The organism is Escherichia sp. KTE31 (genome assembly GCF_000407925.1).
Lineage (GTDB): Bacteria > Pseudomonadota > Gammaproteobacteria > Enterobacterales > Enterobacteriaceae > Escherichia > Escherichia ruysiae.
This window is the reverse complement of sequence record NZ_KE136722.1, coordinates 1,514,019-1,531,652: the sequence shown is the minus strand read 5'-3', so window position 1 is coordinate 1,531,652 and position 17,634 is coordinate 1,514,019. Positions and strand designations below refer to the sequence as shown.

13 protein-coding genes are annotated in these 17,634 nt (G+C 51.3%); 5 read left to right on the top strand and 8 right to left on the bottom strand.

Annotated features, from left to right (window positions below):
• Positions 1-28: 28 nt before the first annotated feature.
• The 7 genes from WES_RS13840 to iaaA all read right to left on the bottom strand — a co-directional run bounded on the left by WES_RS13840 (position 29) and on the right by iaaA (position 10,124).
• Complete coding sequence (locus WES_RS13840) at positions 29-1,357, bottom strand: GGDEF domain-containing protein (RefSeq protein WP_016159009.1); 1,329 nt, start codon at positions 1,355-1,357, stop codon at positions 29-31.
• A 7-nt stretch (positions 1,358-1,364) separates the two neighbouring features.
• Positions 1,365-3,713: a sensor domain-containing phosphodiesterase gene (locus WES_RS13845; protein WP_016159010.1), complete on the bottom strand. Its 2,349-nt coding sequence runs from the start codon at positions 3,711-3,713 to the stop codon at positions 1,365-1,367.
• Between the two features lie 177 nt (positions 3,714-3,890).
• A complete protein-coding gene (gene gsiD / locus WES_RS13850; protein ID WP_001236057.1) occupies positions 3,891-4,802 on the bottom strand; it encodes a glutathione ABC transporter permease GsiD in 912 nt (303 codons plus the stop codon).
• A gap of 2 nt (positions 4,803-4,804) precedes the next feature.
• Entirely contained in the window at positions 4,805-5,725 is a 921-nt protein-coding gene (gsiC, locus tag WES_RS13855) for a glutathione ABC transporter permease GsiC (RefSeq protein ID WP_016159011.1), read from the bottom strand.
• 17 nt (positions 5,726-5,742) lie between these two features.
• On the bottom strand, positions 5,743-7,281 hold the full coding sequence (gene gsiB / locus WES_RS13860; protein ID WP_016235167.1) for a glutathione ABC transporter substrate-binding protein GsiB: 1,539 nt from the start codon (positions 7,279-7,281) through the stop codon (positions 5,743-5,745).
• 19 nt (positions 7,282-7,300) lie between these two features.
• On the bottom strand, positions 7,301-9,172 hold the full coding sequence (gsiA, locus tag WES_RS13865; RefSeq protein ID WP_010351158.1) for a glutathione ABC transporter ATP-binding protein GsiA: 1,872 nt from the start codon (positions 9,170-9,172) through the stop codon (positions 7,301-7,303).
• Positions 9,159-10,124 carry a beta-aspartyl-peptidase gene (gene iaaA, locus WES_RS13870; protein WP_016159014.1) on the bottom strand — a complete coding sequence of 322 codons (966 nt, stop codon included), beginning with the start codon at positions 10,122-10,124 and terminating at the stop codon, positions 9,159-9,161. The genes gsiA and iaaA overlap by 14 nt, the downstream gene beginning before the upstream one ends.
• Before the next feature lie 201 nt (positions 10,125-10,325).
• Here iaaA and moeA point away from each other — a divergent pair, with 201 nt between their 5' ends.
• Positions 10,326-11,561 carry a molybdopterin molybdotransferase MoeA gene (gene moeA, locus WES_RS13875; protein WP_016159015.1) on the top strand — a complete coding sequence of 412 codons (1,236 nt, stop codon included), beginning with the start codon at positions 10,326-10,328 and terminating at the stop codon, positions 11,559-11,561.
• Positions 11,561-12,310, top strand: a complete 750-nt coding sequence (gene moeB, locus WES_RS13880) for a molybdopterin-synthase adenylyltransferase MoeB (RefSeq protein WP_016159016.1) — start codon at positions 11,561-11,563, stop codon at positions 12,308-12,310. The genes moeA and moeB overlap by 1 nt, the downstream gene beginning before the upstream one ends.
• Before the next feature lie 181 nt (positions 12,311-12,491).
• Here moeB and fsa read toward each other — a convergent pair whose 3' ends face one another.
• Positions 12,492-13,154: a fructose-6-phosphate aldolase gene (gene fsa, locus WES_RS13885; protein WP_016159017.1), complete on the bottom strand. Its 663-nt coding sequence runs from the start codon at positions 13,152-13,154 to the stop codon at positions 12,492-12,494.
• A gap of 129 nt (positions 13,155-13,283) precedes the next feature.
• Here fsa and WES_RS13890 point away from each other — a divergent pair, with 129 nt between their 5' ends.
• From WES_RS13890 to ybiV, 3 genes are all read left to right on the top strand, one after another.
• Positions 13,284-14,183 (top strand): glycyl-radical enzyme activating protein, encoded by a 900-nt coding sequence (locus WES_RS13890; RefSeq protein WP_010351157.1) that lies wholly within the window; start codon positions 13,284-13,286, stop codon positions 14,181-14,183.
• A 5-nt stretch (positions 14,184-14,188) separates the two neighbouring features.
• On the top strand, positions 14,189-16,621 hold the full coding sequence (locus WES_RS13895; protein WP_016159018.1) for a glycyl radical protein: 2,433 nt from the start codon (positions 14,189-14,191) through the stop codon (positions 16,619-16,621).
• 140 nt (positions 16,622-16,761) lie between these two features.
• Positions 16,762-17,577 carry a sugar-phosphatase YbiV gene (gene ybiV / locus WES_RS13900; protein ID WP_016159019.1) on the top strand — a complete coding sequence of 272 codons (816 nt, stop codon included), beginning with the start codon at positions 16,762-16,764 and terminating at the stop codon, positions 17,575-17,577.
• Positions 17,578-17,634: the final 57 nt, after the last annotated feature.

Here is a 17,634-nt window from a genome sequence, read left to right as displayed (position 1 = left end):
AATCATTTGCCCGGTTCGTTAATAAAAATTACTGCCAGCTAATCTGTGCCCTGCCGTTTTTCTTACTCTTATACAGCCGCTCATCCGCCAACATTTTCAGTCGTTCAACGGTAGTACATTCATTTGAATGCGCCACGCCGATACTGGTGCTTAAATTAATACTTCCCACCTGGAAATTGACAATATCTTTTAAAATCGATAGCAACTCATCCAGGGTTCCGCCAGTATAAATTATCGCAAATTCGTCGCCGCCAAAGCGGTAGACTTTACCTTTATCCACCGGGATTTGTGATTTAAGGATTTTCACTACCTTCATCAACACTTCATCGCCCAACAAATGACCGAAGGTGTCGTTAATATTTTTGAATTTATCGACGTCAAACAGGCATAAATAACCGCCTTTTTCCGGTAAGGCTTTTAAATCTTCGTCAAAGGATTTTCTGCCCATTGCTTTGGTCAGATCGTCAAGAAACGCCGAGTTATACATGCTGTAGAGTTTTTTGACATCCGCCGCCGAAAAGAAAAGCCCACCGTCCAGAACGCGATCAAAATGGTTATTAATAATGGCTTCTTTCTCAACAATGCCACGATTAATCACTCTGCGTATCAGATAGAGGCAACTTGTGCCTGAAATAACTGCCACCAGGGCAGCAAAGAAAATAATCAGCGTACATACCTGCAAATAAACGTCTTTTTTATAAGCAAATACGTACAATCCGGTCGGCAAATAGGAGAAATGCTCCATCGCTTCCGAAACGGTGAAGATGGCATTTTTGGCATTATATTCATCACCGGTCACCGGTTTGCCGTTCTTAAACAGTGAGAACATCAGGTTCTCGCTATCCATTGCCAGTGACTTTGACAGTAACGAAAATCGTTCCAGCCCAAGCAAAAATATCAGACTGCGATTGTGAGTAACCGGATAGAGATAATAGACGAAGGTTTTGCCGTCAAAAGAGATGAACCCCGTATTTTTAACATGCCGATACTTAACAACCTGCATAATATCTGCACAATAATTGTTTTCATACTCCTTAACCTGAATACACTCATCACTGGAAATCAGATAAGGGCCAACATCATACAAATAAGAAGGTGAAACCGAGTCAGCATAAGCTGTGCGCAAGCCAACCAGCAGTTGTTCTTCAGTCGGGTTAAGCGTGTTAATGAGATCAATTGCCACACTACGCCGATATTCAGCAATATTTGCCACCGCAAAAGCAGTATCAATAACGGACTGTTTCAGGCCATACACCCGTTCTTTTACCATCTGGGTATAGATCCCGCAGGCAACCGCTGAAATCATGATAAAAATCAGCAGACTGACTGTAAGTACGAATTTATTGATTCTGGACATACCTAAACTACTCTTTTACTAACTTCCCATTTTTGTCCCAGGCAGAGAATGGCAACGGCTTCTGGTACAGATACCCCTGGGCCTGAATACACCCTAATTTGATTAATTCACGCGCAACCTCTTCGCTCTCAACACCTTCTGCAATCACCGGGATCCGGTTATAGCGTGCCAGATCGAAGATAATGCGCAAAATTTTGCCCGCAGTGCCGAAAATATCGCCGGTAAATTGCGAGTCCACTTTTATGCTATCAGGATTAATTTCATAAAAACGTTTCAGGTTTGACAAACCTGTACCAAAGTCATCAATCGATATTCGTACCCCTTGTTTACGCAATTGTTCAATATTGAGATAAAAATGTTCACTAATTCGCTCGATCACAGTTTCAGTGATCTCAATACAGAGACTTTTCGCTGTCAGTTCATGTTCTTTCATGATGGCGATAAAACGCTCATGAAAATGTGGTTCGTTTAACTGCCAGGGCGAAACATTAATATGCAGTAAGAAATCCTGTTTCAGGAGCACACGCTGGCTAAAATGGCGGAATTCAGCCATCGCCGTTTTAATAATTTGGTAACCCAGTTCATTGATAAAACCGATATCTTCCGCGATAGCAATAAACTTCAGCGGCGAGATGATCCCCCGCTCCGCAGAAACCCAGCGACACAGCGCCTCAGCGCCCAGAATGTCGCGGGTGTTAATATCAACAATCGGTTGATAAACCAAGAATAGCTCGCCTTTTTCCATGGCGTGACGGATATTGCGCGCAATCCAGATATTCTCTTCAATTTCGCTGAGTTTCGCATCATCACAGAAAATAAACTCAGAGAACATATGGTCACGGATGCTGGAAATTGCCAGCTTCAGTTTTTCTGCGTAGCTCCAGGCATTTTCGCCCTTCAGAGGTTCACAAATGGCAGATTTGTGTATACGCAGATTGCGGTAGCCAAAGCTACTGTCGAAATCGTTTATCATCGCGATCTTACGGGTAAAAGTCTGTATATTTTCCCGACACAATAATAAATAGAGATCGGCATTAAATGTCACGATATCGCAGCATTGTGCATATTTCTCGGCAATTCGCTGACACAGCTTCCTGACAATTTTGTTGCGTTCCTCAACACCAAACACGGCTTCGACGGCTTCCAGTCCGCACAGTTTGATGATCCCGGCGGCCAGATACTGATTATTGTTTGACTCAATAATCGCCATATTTTTGATAAAACCGCTTTCCTGATCGTAGGAGATCAGCGAGAGCAGTTTATTTGAACGCTCAACTTCAGCATCTTTCATTTCCGCGATCGAATTTTTGATGCTGATAATCTCTTTCGCATCGCCGTCACGAATTTTCAGTGCCTGCATTTGATCCGCAGAGTCAGGTAAAAACTCCAGCGTATTGACCAGCGTTGTCATTTCTGAAAATTGGCGACGGAACACACGGGTCGTCATTAAGTAAAGCGCCAGCAATACGACAATAATGAAAGCAAACGGCAAATAAAAGAGTTTATCTGACGCGTTAAATAGTTTCCCCGTAGGATAATAAAAATAGATTTCGAATAGCGAGTTATTGGGTACGCGCGATGTTTTTGCTATATACTCCGTATCGACAGAATCAATAATATTATAATTATCTTCGCTATTATAAATAATCAATTTTTCACGGGCGAGTTGGTTCTTGGCAATGATTTCATAACCTTGTTTCAGAAACAAGACTTCATCAGTTGCGCTGATATGATCAAGGTATTCGTTCAGATATCGCCAGTTTAAATCGACATGAATTTTATCAATAGCCAGCAAATCACGGTCTTTGCCGTTAATTCGCAGCGTAAAAGAAATACATTTTTTCCCCGGACGATCAAAGCAATTATATGCCGGATTCCAGCTACTGTCAGAGCCATCCGAAGCTACTGACCACGGGCGCTGCGACGGATTAAAATCGGCAAAGATGACGCGTCCTGTCTCATCAACAAGGGGGCCATTTACCTTTTCCTGATGATAAACAACGATTTTATCATTCGTCCGCCGCGAAAATAGATAATATTTATTATTATCCAGTACCAGCCCCACTGAATCTAAAAATGGCATCATTTCCATTTTCAGGATGACGGCACGTTTAATCTCCTCACTGTTTTTCAATAAATAGAGTGAGTCCTTTAACGTCAGAGCGGAACGTTCAATATCTTTAAAGAAATAGCCAACGTTTTTTTGAATAAGTTCAAAGCGGCTATCGGCACGTTTTACCGCACGCTCCGATACCAGTTGATAGTTAATGATGAAAAAAAGAACAATAAATGACAGCGCAGCCAATAAAAATAAAATTATCAGCCTTATCTTTATCTTTTCGTATAAACTCAGCATGTTAATACATTTAACAAAATAACTGTCAGTACGCTGTGCCGCTGCATAAATAGTCCCTCGCAACGGCTTTTTAACCAAATTACCCGATTCTACAAAATTAGAAGAAAGTTACAACACTTGCTTAAGGCAATAATTTCCTCTGAGGTCATTACCCTTTCAAGCAATATTCAACCGTGACTATCCTTTAATTTTGGGGTCCAGCGCATCACGCAAACCATCACCCAGCAAGTTGAACGCCAGAACGGTCAGGAAAATAGCCAGTGCCGGAAAAACCGCCACATGCGGCGCGATAACCATATCCGCTCTCGCTTCGTTGAGCATCGCTCCCCACTCCGGGGTCGGCGGCTGCGCTCCCAGGCCGAGAAACGACAGACTGGCGGCGGAGATAATCGAGGTGCCAATGCGCATGGTGAAAAACACGACGATGGAAGAGACTGTCCCCGGTAAGATGTGGCGCAACAAAATGGTCATATCGCTGGCCCCAATACTGCGCGCTGATTCAATAAAGGTTTGCTGTTTTAACACCAGCGTGTTGCCGCGCACCAGTCGGGCAAACGCCGGAATAGAAAAGATAGCGACGGCGATAATCACGTTAGCAATGCCGCTTCCCAGCACCGCAACAACAGCAATAGCCAGCAAAATGCCAGGGAAAGCAAACAGCACATCACAAATACGCATGATCAGCCGATCCCACCAGCCTTCATAATATCCAGCCAGCAAACCCAGCAACGTCCCAATCGCCGCACCGATAAACACCGCAAACACACCCGCCGCCAGCGAGATTTGCGCACCAACCAGGACGCGGCTGAAAATGTCGCGCCCCAGTGAATCGACGCCAAACCAGTGCTGCAAAGAAGGTCCGTTATTCAGATTGTCATAATCGAAATAATTTTCGGCGTCATAGGGGGCGATCCAGCGAGCAAAAATGGCCACCACAATCAATAAAATAACGAACAATACGGCGGTCATCGCCATATGCTGACGGCGAAAACGTCGCCAGAACTCATGCCACGGAGTACGCACCTGATCAGGTTTTACCAGTGGCATGGCGTTTAACACCGCCTGACGACGCCAGTTAAATAATCGCATCCTTACTTGTACCTGATAGCCGGGTTAATGGCGGCATAAAGCACGTCCACCACTAAGTTGATAAGAATAAATTCCAGCGAGAAAAGCAGAATTTCCGCCTGAATCACTGGGTAATCGCGCATTTCTACGGAGTCAACGAGTAAGCGCCCAAGTCCGGGCCAGTTGAAGACTTTCTCCACCACGATGGATCCACCGAGCAAAAAGCCAAACTGTAAGCCCATCATGGTCACTACCGGAATCATGGCGTTGCGTAGCCCATGTTTGAGGACAACCCAGGTTTCGCTCACCCCTTTCGCCCTCGCGGTACGCATATAATCTTCGCTTAATACGTCGACAAACGACGCGCGGGTAAAGCGCGCCATCACGGCTGCCACTGCCGCGCCGAGCGTCAGGGAGGGTAAAATGTAGTGCTGCCAACTATCCGCACCGACAGTCGGCAGCCAACCCAGCTCAACGGAAAAAACCTGAATCAAAAGCATCCCCAGGGCAAATGCCGGGAAGGAGATCCCCGACACCGCGATGGTCATACTCAAGCGATCTGGCCAGCGGTTACGCCAGACGGCGGCAACAATCCCCGCCGCCATACCAAATATCACCGCCCAGACCATACTGGTTATGGTCAGCCACAGCGTTGGCATGAAGCGGCTGGCAATCTCATCGGCAACCGGACGACGCGAGACCATCGACAGACCAAAATCTCCCTGCACGGCATTGCTGATATAGTGCCAGAACTGGTGATACAGCGGCTGATCCAACCCCAGTTGCTGACGCACCAGTTCGATGACCTGAGCATCAGCTTCGGGCCCGGCAATCAATCGCGCCGGATCGCCGGGCAGCATATGGACAAATAAAAACACCAGCACCGAGACGATAAACAGCGTCGGAATCAACCCCAGTAAGCGTTTTATAACGTAATTAAGCATTCCACTCCCTGCGTTGCTTATTGCAAGTCCGCATCTTCAAAGCTGAAGCCGGTGTCTGGCATGATCCAAAAACCGGTCAGATTTTTACTGTGTGCCGACACCAGTTTTTCGACCACCAGCGGAACCCACGGCGACTCTTGCCAGATGATATCCTGCGCCGCCTTATACAAGCGGGTCTTTTCCGCCGGATCGTTAGTTTTCAGTGCCTGAGCCAGGTAGTCATCTACCTGTTTATTGCTGTAAAACGCAGTATTAAACAGCGTCGGTGGCCAGTTCTGTGACGCAAACAGCGGCGACAACGCCCAGTCAGCTTCGCCGGTCGAAGCCGACCAGCCGGTATAGAACAGTCGCACGCCACTCTCTTTTTGCCCTTTACCTTCTACTTCTGCTGCCCGCTGTCCGGCATCCATCGCCGTCACCTGGGCTTTAATCCCTACCTGCGCTAACTGCTGCTGGGTAAATTGCAGCACTTTCTGCGCGGTGCTGTGGTTATGCGACGACCACAGCGTGGTACTGAAACCGTTGGGATATCCCGCCTCTTTGAGTAATGCGCGCGCTTTTGCCGGATCGTAAGGCCACGGTTGGTAACTTTGCGCGTAGGCGATACTCGGCGGCACCACGCCAGTGGCGGGCGTTGCATATCCCGCAAACGCGACTTTCACCAGCGCCGGACGGTTGATGGCATAATTCAGCGCCTCACGTACCTTCGGGTTATCGAATGGCTTTTGCGTCACATTCATACTGATATAACGCTGCATAATCGACGGACTGGCCATCAGCTCGATATTTTTGTTTTTCTCCAGCAGCGCGGCCTGCTCGTAGGGAATGGGGAAAGCAAACTGCGCTTCACCGGTTTGCAGCATGGCCGCACGGGTGTTGTTATCCGCCACCGGACGCCAGGTAATGCTGTCCAGTTTGGGCAGTCCCGACTGCCAGTAACCAGTGAATTTTTTGACCTTCACAAAATCGGTCTGATTCCAGGTATCCAGTTCATACGGCCCGGTTCCCACCGGATGAAAACCAATCTCCTTGCCATATTTTTCCAGCGCCGCCGGAGAAATCATCGCTGTCGCCGGATGGGCAAGAATATTAATAAACGCAGAGAACGGCTGTTTAAGCGTAATCTTCACCGTTGTCGGATCGACCGCTTCAGTTTTGGCAATATTCTTGTACAGGTTATAGCGTTTAAGATGATTCGCCGGGTCACTGGCTCTGTCCAGATTCGCTTTTACCGCCGCCGCATTGAAGTCGGTGCCGTCCTGGAACTTAATCCCTTCACGCAATTTCACGGTATAAGTGAGGCCGTCGCCGGAGACGGTATAACTCTCCGCCAGCACGTTTTTCAGCTTCATCTCTTTATCCAGACCGAACAGCCCCTGGTAAAACGATTTCGCCACGGCCTGTGACAACGTGTCATTCGCGTCATACGGGTCGAGGGTGGTGAAGTTCGATCCCACCGCCACAACCACATCTTTGGCAGCGAATGCACAAGATGCCATCAACGCTGTGACAATACCCAGCGCCACTAACCCACTACGGTGTACAGCTCTTGCCATTTGATTCTCCGCCTGAATGTTATCTACGCATGAATGCGTATTCTGATTGTGGTTGTGCGACGTAATGCCCCGGCCCGACGCATTGCAACGAGACGGCTGCAACCTCTTCGCCACGCTGATAAATATTGCTGGGAAGATCGTCCGATAGCAGTACGCGCTGTGGCCGCAGTCGGGACGGTTCAGCAACCGGAACTGCCGCCAGTAATTTACGCGTATAAGGGTGCTGCGGATTTTCAAAGATCGCGCGTCGGGGGCCGATTTCGACAATTTGCCCGAGATACATCACCGCTACACGATGGCTGATCCGCTCCACGACCGCCATATCGTGGGAGATAAACAGATATGCAATACCGAAATCACGCTGGAGATCGAGCAACAAGTTGATAATCTGCCCGCGAATAGAAACATCCAGCGCCGACACGGCTTCATCGGCAATAATGACTTTGGGATTCAACGCAAGCGCACGGGCAATACAGATACGCTGACGCTGACCGCCGGAAAACTCATGCGGGTAGCGCCACGCATGTTCGGGTAACAGACCAACGCGTTCCAGTAGCCACGCAACGCGTGCAGCAGCGTCTTTACCCTGCAATAACCCATGAACACGCAGCGGTTCTATGATCGAATCACCGATCGTCTGGCGTGGATCCAGTGAGGCGTAAGGATCCTGAAAAATGAACTGAATATCGCGGCGCAATGCCTGAAGTTTGCCGGGTGACAGAGTATCAATTCGCTGACCGTTGAAGATAATTTCGCCGCCCTGGCTTTCAACCAGGCGCAACAGCGCCCGTCCGGTGGTGGATTTGCCACTGCCAGACTCCCCCACCAGCGACAACGTTTCACCCGGCCAGAGATCAAAACTAACCTTTTCAACGGCGTGCACTTCCCGCGTTACGCGATTCAACAACCCACTACGCAAAGGGAAACGGGTGACCAGATTACGCACCTGTAAAACAGGTTCGCCATCAACTACCGTTTTCTGCTCGACAGGGCGTTCCTGTTTAGTCGGATGTTCAAGCGATATCAACGGGAAACGTCGGGGATAATCTTGCCCTCTCATCGCGCCAAGCTGCGGAACAGCAGCCAATAGCGCACGGGTATAAGGATGCTGTGGCGCATGAAAAATCTGTTCGACGCTGCCCGTTTCCACCGCCTCGCCCTGATACATCACCAGTACCCGATCGGCAATCTCCGCCACCACGCCCATGTCGTGAGTGATAAAGATGACGCCCATCGACATCTCTTTTTGCAACACTTTGATTAATTGCAGGATCTGCGCCTGAATGGTGACGTCCAGTGCGGTCGTCGGCTCATCGGCTATCAGCACCGCCGGGCGACATGACAGCGCCATGGCAATCATCACCCGCTGTCGCATCCCACCGGAGAGTTGATGCGGATAACGCGAAAGAATGGTTTGCGCTTCCGGGATGCGAACCTGATCCAGCATCCGTTTCGCCTCCGCCATCGCTTCTTCACGACTGGCGTTCTGATGCAGACGGATAGACTCGGCAATCTGTTCGCCCACGGTAAATACCGGATTTAGCGACGTCATTGGCTCCTGGAAAATCATCGCCATATCCGCACCGCGTATATGCTGCATTTGCCGGGAACTCTGCTCACTAAGCTCAATTACCTCACGACTGCGGCGCCGCAATACCATTTTGTCGCACTGCACCAGGCCGCCCGCCTGTTCAAGCAGACGCATCAGCGCCAGTGCTGTGACTGACTTGCCGGAACCGGACTCTCCAACAATCGCCAGTGTCTCGCCACGTCGCAGGCTAAAAGAGAGACCGCGAACCGCTGCCACTTTTTGCTGGTCCTGCATAAAGGCAATATTGAGATTATCAACCGCCAGCACATCACCGGCATCAAGCTCATCACTGTGTGGCAACGGTGTCCCCTTTTTCACGATAGATACCGGTGGTTGGCGTATCGCCTGCGTAGCCCCAGGCGCGATACATTCCCTCGGTGTTAAACGGTAGCGCGACGTTACCTTCGTGATCGATAGCGATTAGACCGCCACTGCCGCCGAGCGCAGGGAGTTTTTCCATAACGACCCGCTCGCAGGCTTGTGCGAGGCTTAATCCGCCGTAATCCATCAACGCGGCAATGTCATACGCCGCCAGCGCGCGAATGAAGACTTCGCCCGTGCCGGTACAAGAAACTGCCACGTTGGCGTTATTGGCGTAGCACCCGGCGCCAACCAGCGGGCTGTCGCCGACCCGACCAGGTAATTTATTGGTCATTCCCCCCGTGGACGTGGCAGCCGCCAGATTGCCATGGAGATCCAACGCCACAGCTCCCACAGTGCCCATTTTCTGTTGTTCATCCAACGGTGCGCCACTATGGTCAAGGAGCGTTTCCCCTTCCTCACGCGCCGCCAGCAATTGTTCATAACGCAAAGGCGTGGAGAAAATCTCCGGCGAGACGCGCTCCATGCCATGAGCAAAAGCAAAATTTTCTGCGCCCTCACCTATCATCATCACATGCGGGCTTTGTTCCATCACCAGACGGGCGGCAAGAACCGGATTACGCAGATGACTGACGCCCGCCACAGCACCGGCTTTCAGGGTGTTGCCATCCATCACGCAGGCGTCGAGCTCATGGGTTTCATCACGCGTAAAGACAGCGCCAGTTCCGGCGTTAAACAATGGACACTCTTCCAGCAAGCGCACGGCTTCCGTCACTGCATCCAGCGCACTTGCGCCCGCTTCGAGCATTTTCTGTCCGGTTTCGACAATGGCTGACAGTGCCTCAATGTAGCGTAATTCCTGTTGCAGACTCATCTGTGCGCGGCTAATTGCGCCTGCGCCGCCGTGAATTGCAATCACTGCTTTGCCCATAGTATTCGTCCATTAAGGGTGGCTCGCCACTTTGCTATAAATATCAGAATTTTTATGAATTATTCATTCAATTTTTGAATATAGAAAGATGTATATGGCATGTAAAGGCAGGAGCCCGCTCTACGACCGAGGTGGCATACAGTCCGTGGCGTTTTTCTGACATAATAGGCGGATTCGATTTTGCCCCGCAGGAGTGTTTTCATGGAATTTACCACCGGTTTGATGTCGCTCGACACCGCGCTTAATGAGATGCTTTCTCGCGTTACCCCTTTGACTGCCCAGGAAACGCTGCCACTGGTTCAGTGTTTTGGTCGTATTCTGGCGAGCGATGTGGTTTCGCCGCTCGATGTCCCTGGGTTTGATAACTCGGCAATGGACGGCTACGCGGTTCGTTTAGCCGATATCGCCTCCGGGCAACCGCTTTCTGTTGCTGGCAAATCGTTTGCCGGTCAGCCGTATCATGGTGAATGGCCTGCTGGCACCTGTATTCGCATTATGACCGGTGCTCCGGTGCCGGAAGGCTGCGAAGCGGTGGTCATGCAGGAACAGACCGAACAAACAGACGCAGGAGTGCGTTTTACCGCTGAAGTGCGTAGCGGGCAAAATATTCGTCGTCGCGGTGAAGATATCTCTGCGGGTGCGGTTGTTTTCCCGGCGGGTACTCGCCTGACTACCGCAGAGCTGCCGGTGATTGCTTCGCTGGGAATTGCCGAAGTTCCGGTGATTCGCAAAGTGCGTGTGGCGCTGTTTTCCACCGGTGATGAACTCCAGTTGCCAGGTCAGCCGCTGGGCGACGGTCAAATCTACGATACCAACCGTCTCGCCGTACACCTCATGTTAGAACAACTGGGTTGCGAGGTGATCAACTTAGGGATTATCCGCGACGATCCCCACGCCTTGCGCGCAGCATTTATTGAAGCCGACAGTCAGGCGGATGTAGTGATCAGTTCTGGCGGTGTTTCGGTTGGTGAAGCAGATTACACCAAAACCATTCTCGAAGAGCTGGGTGAAATTGCCTTCTGGAAGCTGGCAATTAAACCGGGTAAACCGTTCGCGTTCGGTAAACTCGGCAATAGCTGGTTCTGCGGCCTGCCGGGTAATCCAGTTTCAGCAACGCTAACCTTCTACCAACTGGTACAACCGTTACTGGCAAAATTAAGCGGCAACACCGCCAGCGGCCTGCCCGCGCGTCAGCGCGTACGCACGGCTTCTCGCCTCAAGAAAACGCCTGGTCGTCTTGATTTCCAGCGTGGTGTGCTGCAACGCAATGCCAACGGCGAACTGGAAGTCACCACTACCGGGCATCAGGGCTCACATATATTTAGCTCCTTTAGCCTCGGCAACTGTTTTATCGTGCTTGAACGCGATCGCGGCAATGTGGAAGTGGGCGAGTGGGTGGAAGTCGAGCCATTTAACGCGTTATTCGGAGGCCTGTAATGGCGGAACTCAGCGATCAGGAGATGCTGCGCTACAACCGGCAAATCATCCTGCGTGGTTTTGATTTTGACGGTCAGGAAGCGTTAAAAGATTCTCGCGTGCTGGTCGTCGGCCTTGGTGGACTCGGCTGCGCAGCCTCGCAGTATCTGGCAAGCGCCGGTGTCGGTAACCTGACGCTGCTCGACTTCGACACTGTCTCGCTCTCGAATCTGCAACGCCAGACGCTACACAGTGACGCTACGGTCGGGCAACCGAAGGTTGAATCTGCTCGTGATGCCCTGGCACGGATCAATCCCCATATCTCGATTACGCCGGTGAATGCGTTGCTTGATGACGCTGAGCTTGCAGCGTTGATTGCTGAACACGATCTGGTGCTCGACTGTACGGATAACGTAGCGGTACGTAATCAACTGAATGCTGGCTGTTTTGCCGCAAAGGTGCCGCTGGTTTCCGGGGCAGCAATTCGTATGGAAGGGCAAATCACCGTCTTTACTTATCAGGACGGCGAGCCTTGCTACCGCTGCCTTAGCCGTTTGTTTGGCGAGAACGCGCTAACCTGCGTGGAAGCAGGTGTGATGGCGCCGTTGATTGGCGTAATTGGTTCGTTGCAGGCAATGGAAGCGATCAAACTGCTGGCAGGTTATGGCAAACCTGCCAGCGGAAAAATCGTGATGTACGATGCGATGACCTGTCAGTTCCGCGAAATGAAACTGATGCGCAATGCGGGATGTGAGGTTTGCGGGCAGTAATTGTCGCCTCCAGGCCTGATAAGACGCGCAGGCGTCGCATTGTGCTCCGGGTGTCGGATGCGGCGTAAACGCCTTATCCGACCTACGGTTCGGGCGCAGATTTCCAGACCTGATAAGACGCGGCAGGCATCGGTGCACTCCGCCACGTCATAAGCAATTTATGAGGATGCAGAACATCCTGTTAAATCGACGTTCTGCCAAACGCGCCCTGCCAGTCCTGCTCAAACTTCGCCACGGCAGCATCAACCGCCGGATAGCTAATCATCTGCTGCGCCACATCCAGCGGCAGGGTGATTGATTCACATCCTGCCAGTAAACAATCCAGCGCCTGACGCGGGGTTTTGAAACTCGCGGCTAACACTTTCGCCTGTGGCGCATGCATTTTCAGTAACTGATGCAAATCGGTCACGGTTTGAATACCGCTCCCCCCCTGAGCATCAATACGGTTGACGTAAGGCGCAACATATTCCGCGCCCGCCAGCGCCGACAACAGCCCTTGTGCTGCGCCATACACCGCCGTGCCCAGCGTCGGGATCCCTTCCGCTTTTAACATTTTGATAGCTGCCAGCCCCTCGGCGGTCACCGGTACTTTCACCACGATATCCGCAATGATAGAACGCAGTTTGCGTGCATCGTTCACCATGCCTTCAGCAGTGGTAGCCATTACCTGGGCAAACAAACGCCCCTGACCGCCCATCGCTTCATGAAGTTCCGGAAGCACAACGTCCAGCGTTTTTTTACCCGCAGCGATAATGCTTGGGTTAGTGGTCACACCCGCCAGCGGAAAAACGCGCGCCAGCGCCTTCACTGCAGCAACGTCTGAAGTATCCAGATACAGTTCCATAACCATCCTCAAAATGTACTTTTGTCTGAAACCAGACTACCACGAGAAAACTCTCTGAACAGTTGACGCACATCAACATAACTTTCATTCGAAAGTAATTTAATGTTTGAACGAAACAGAGAGGCATCTATGATCTTCAATATTCAACGCTACTCGACCCACGACGGTCCCGGCATTCGCACAGTGGTTTTTCTGAAAGGTTGCTCGCTGGGTTGCCGCTGGTGTCAGAACCCAGAAAGCCGCGCCCGCACGCAGGATCTGCTGTATGACGCGCGTCTGTGCCTGGAGGGCTGCGAGCTGTGTGCTAAGGCCGCCCCGGAAGTGATTGAGCGCACGCTGAATGGCCTGCTTATCCATCGGGAAAAGTTAACCCCTGAACATCTGACGGCGTTAACCGACTGCTGCCCGACACAGGCGTTAACCGTGTGCGGCGAAGTGAAAAGCGTTGAGGAGATCATGGCGACCGTTCTGCGCGATAAACCGTTTTACGATCGCAGCGGCGGCGGATTAACGCTTTCTGGCGGTGAACCGTTTATGCAGCCGGAAATGGCGATGGCGCTACTGCAAGCCAGCCACGAGGCAGGCATTCATACTGCGGTAGAAACCTGCCTGCATGTGCCGTGGAAATATATCGCCCCTTCTCTGCCCTATATCGATCTGTTTCTTGCCGATTTAAAACACGTCGCCGACGCGCCGTTTAAACAGTGGACCGACGGTAACGCCGCCAGAGTGCTGGATAACCTGAAAAAACTCGCCGCAGCGGGCAAAAAAATCATCATTCGCGTGCCGCTGATTCAGGGCTTTAATGCCGATGAAACCTCTGTGAAAGCCATTACCGATTTTGCCGCCGACGAGCTGCACGTTGGCGAAATCCATTTCCTGCCCTACCACACGCTGGGCATCAACAAATATCACTTACTTAATCTGCCCTATGACGCCCCGGAAAAACCGCTTGATGCGCCAGAACTGCTCGACTTTGCCCAGCAGTATGCCTGCCAGAAAGGGTTAACCGCGACTTTACGAGGATAACAACCATGACAACACTGAAACTGGACACGCTCAGCGACCGCATTAAAGCGCACAAAAATGCGCTGGTGCATATTGTGAAACCGCCGGTTTGTACCGAGCGCGCACAGCACTATACCGAGATGTATCAACAACATCTCGATAAGCCGATCCCGGTACGTCGCGCACTGGCACTGGCACATCACCTGGCGAATCGCACCATCTGGATCAAACACGATGAGTTGATCATCGGCAACCAGGCAAGCGAAGTTCGTGCCGCGCCGATCTTCCCGGAATATACCGTCTCCTGGATCGAAAAAGAGATTGATGATCTGGCGGATCGTCCGGGTGCTGGTTTTGCGGTGAGCGAAGAGAACAAACGCGTTCTGCATGAAGTGTGCCCGTGGTGGCGCGGTCAGACGGTACAGGATCGCTGCTACGGCATGTTTACCGATGAGCAAAAAGGCCTGCTGGCGACCGGTATCATTAAAGCAGAAGGCAATATGACCTCCGGCGATGCGCACCTGGCGGTGAATTTCCCGCTGCTGCTGGAAAAAGGGCTTGATGGTCTGCGCGAGAAAGTGGCGGAGCGTCGCTCACGTATCAACCTGACGGTGCTGGAAGATTTACACGGCGAGCAGTTCCTGAAAGCCATTGATATCGTGCTGGTGGCAGTCAGTGAACACATTGAACGTTTCGCTGCTCTGGCGCGTGAAATGGCAGCCACCGAAACTCGCGAAAGCCGTCGTGATGAACTGCTGGCGATAGCAGAAAACTGCGACCTTATCGCCCACCAGCCGCCGCAGACTTTCTGGCAGGCGCTGCAACTGTGCTACTTCATCCAGTTGATTTTGCAGATTGAATCTAACGGTCACTCGGTTTCGTTTGGTCGTATGGACCAGTATCTCTATCCGTACTATCGTCGCGACGTTGAACTCAACCAGACGCTGGATCGCGAACACGCCATCGAGATGCTGCATAGCTGCTGGCTGAAACTGCTGGAAGTGAACAAGATCCGCTCCGGCTCACACTCGAAAGCCTCTGCGGGTAGCCCGCTGTATCAGAACGTCACCATTGGTGGGCAAAATCTGGTTGATGGTCAACCGATGGACGCAGTGAATCCGCTCTCTTACGCGATCCTTGAATCCTGCGGTCGTCTGCGCTCCACTCAGCCTAACCTCAGCGTGCGCTACCATGCAGGAATGAGTAACGATTTCCTCGATGCCTGTGTACAGGTGATCCGCTGCGGCTTCGGGATGCCCGCGTTCAACAACGACGAAATCGTGATCCCGGAATTTATCAAACTCGGTATTGAACCGCAGGACGCTTACGATTACGCAGCGATTGGTTGTATCGAAACCGCCGTCGGCGGTAAATGGGGCTATCGCTGCACCGGCATGAGCTTTATCAACTTCGCCCGCGTGATGCTGGCGGCGCTGGAAGGCGGTCGTGATGCCACCAGCGGCAAAGTGTTCCTGCCACAAGAAAAAGCGTTGTCAGCGGGTAACTTCAACAACTTCGATGAAGTAATGGACGCGTGGGATACGCAAATCGGTTACTACACCCGCAAATCAATCGAAATCGAATATGTCGTCGACACCATGCTGGAAGAGAACGTGCACGATATTCTCTGCTCGGCGCTGGTGGATGACTGCATTGAGCGAGCGAAAAGTATCAAGCAAGGCGGCGCGAAATATGACTGGGTTTCCGGCTTGCAGGTTGGTATTGCCAACCTCGGCAACAGCCTGGCGGCGGTGAAAAAACTGGTATTTGAACAGGGTGCGATTGGTCAGCAACAACTGGCTGCCGCACTGGCGGAAGACTTCGAAGGTCTGACTCACGAGCAACTGCGTCAGCGTCTGATTAACGGCGCGCCGAAGTATGGCAACGATGATGATAGCGTCGATACGCTGCTGGCTCGCGCCTATCAGACCTATATCGACGAACTGAAACAGTACCATAACCCGCGCTATGGTCGTGGTCCAGTTGGCGGCAACTATTACGCAGGTACATCATCTATTTCCGCCAACGTACCGTTTGGCGCGCAGACGATGGCAACGCCGGACGGACGTAAAGCGCATACCCCGCTGGCAGAAGGCGCAAGCCCGGCCTCCGGTACTGACCATCTCGGCCCAACGGCGGTCATTGGCTCTGTGGGTAAACTGCCTACGGCAGCGATTCTCGGCGGTGTGTTGCTCAATCAGAAACTGAACCCGGCGACGCTGGAGAACGAATCTGACAAGCAGAAACTGATGATCCTGCTGCGCACCTTCTTCGAAGTGCATAAAGGCTGGCATATTCAGTACAACATTGTTTCCCGAGAAACATTGCTGGAAGCGAAAAAACATCCTGATCAGTACCGCGATCTGGTAGTGCGTGTCGCGGGCTATTCCGCCTTCTTCACCGCGCTCTCTCCTGACGCACAGGACGATATCATCGCCCGTACTGAACACATGCTGTAATCCCCTCAGCCCGGCGTCGCCGCCGGGCTAAAACATTCACGAAATCAATTTTACTCTCGCTTTCATTCGAAATTAGTTTGTGCTCCGCATCACATTGTCATTACACTGTGGCGTTTGCATTAATTGCCGGGAGCACTTTTATGACTGTAAAAGTTATCGTTTGCGATATGGACGGTACTTTTCTTAACGACGCCAAAATGTACAACCAGTCACGTTTTATGGCGCAGTATCAGGAACTGAAAAAGCGCGACATTGAGTTCGTTGTCGCCAGTGGTAACCAGTATTACCAGCTTATTTCCTTCTTTCCTGAGCTAAAAGATGAAATCTCTTTTGTCGCGGAAAATGGCGCGCTGGTCTACGAACATGGCAAGCAGTTGTTCCACGGTGAACTGACCCGGCATGAATCCAGAATTGTCATTGGTGAACTGCTGAAGGATAAACAACTCAATTTTGTCGCCTGTGGTCTGCAAAGCGCATACATCAGTGAAAATGCGCCGGAAGCATTCGTCGCACTGATGGAAAAACACTACCATCGACTGAAACCTGTGAAGGATTACCAGGAGATTGATGACGTGCTTTTTAAGTTTTCGCTCAACCTGCCGGATGAACAAATCCCGCTGGTTGTCGACAAACTGCACGTTGCGCTCGATGGCATTATGAAACCTGTCACCAGTGGCGCGGGTTTTATCGACCTGATTATTCCCGGCCTGCATAAAGCAAATGGTATTTCGCGGTTGTTAAAACGCTGGGGTCTGTCGCCGCAAAATGTGGTAGCGATTGGCGACAGCGGTAACGACGCAGAGATGCTTAAAATGGCACATTATTCCTTTGCAATGGGCAATGCTGCGGAAAACATTAAACAAATCGCCCGTTACGCTACCGATGATAATAATCATGAAGGCGCGCTGAATGTGATTCAGGCGGTGCTGGGTAGCACCACTCCTTTCAATAAGTAATCTTCTCCCGGCCGGAGTGACCGCTCCGGCATCTCTCTTTTTTGCTCACTTTGTGCA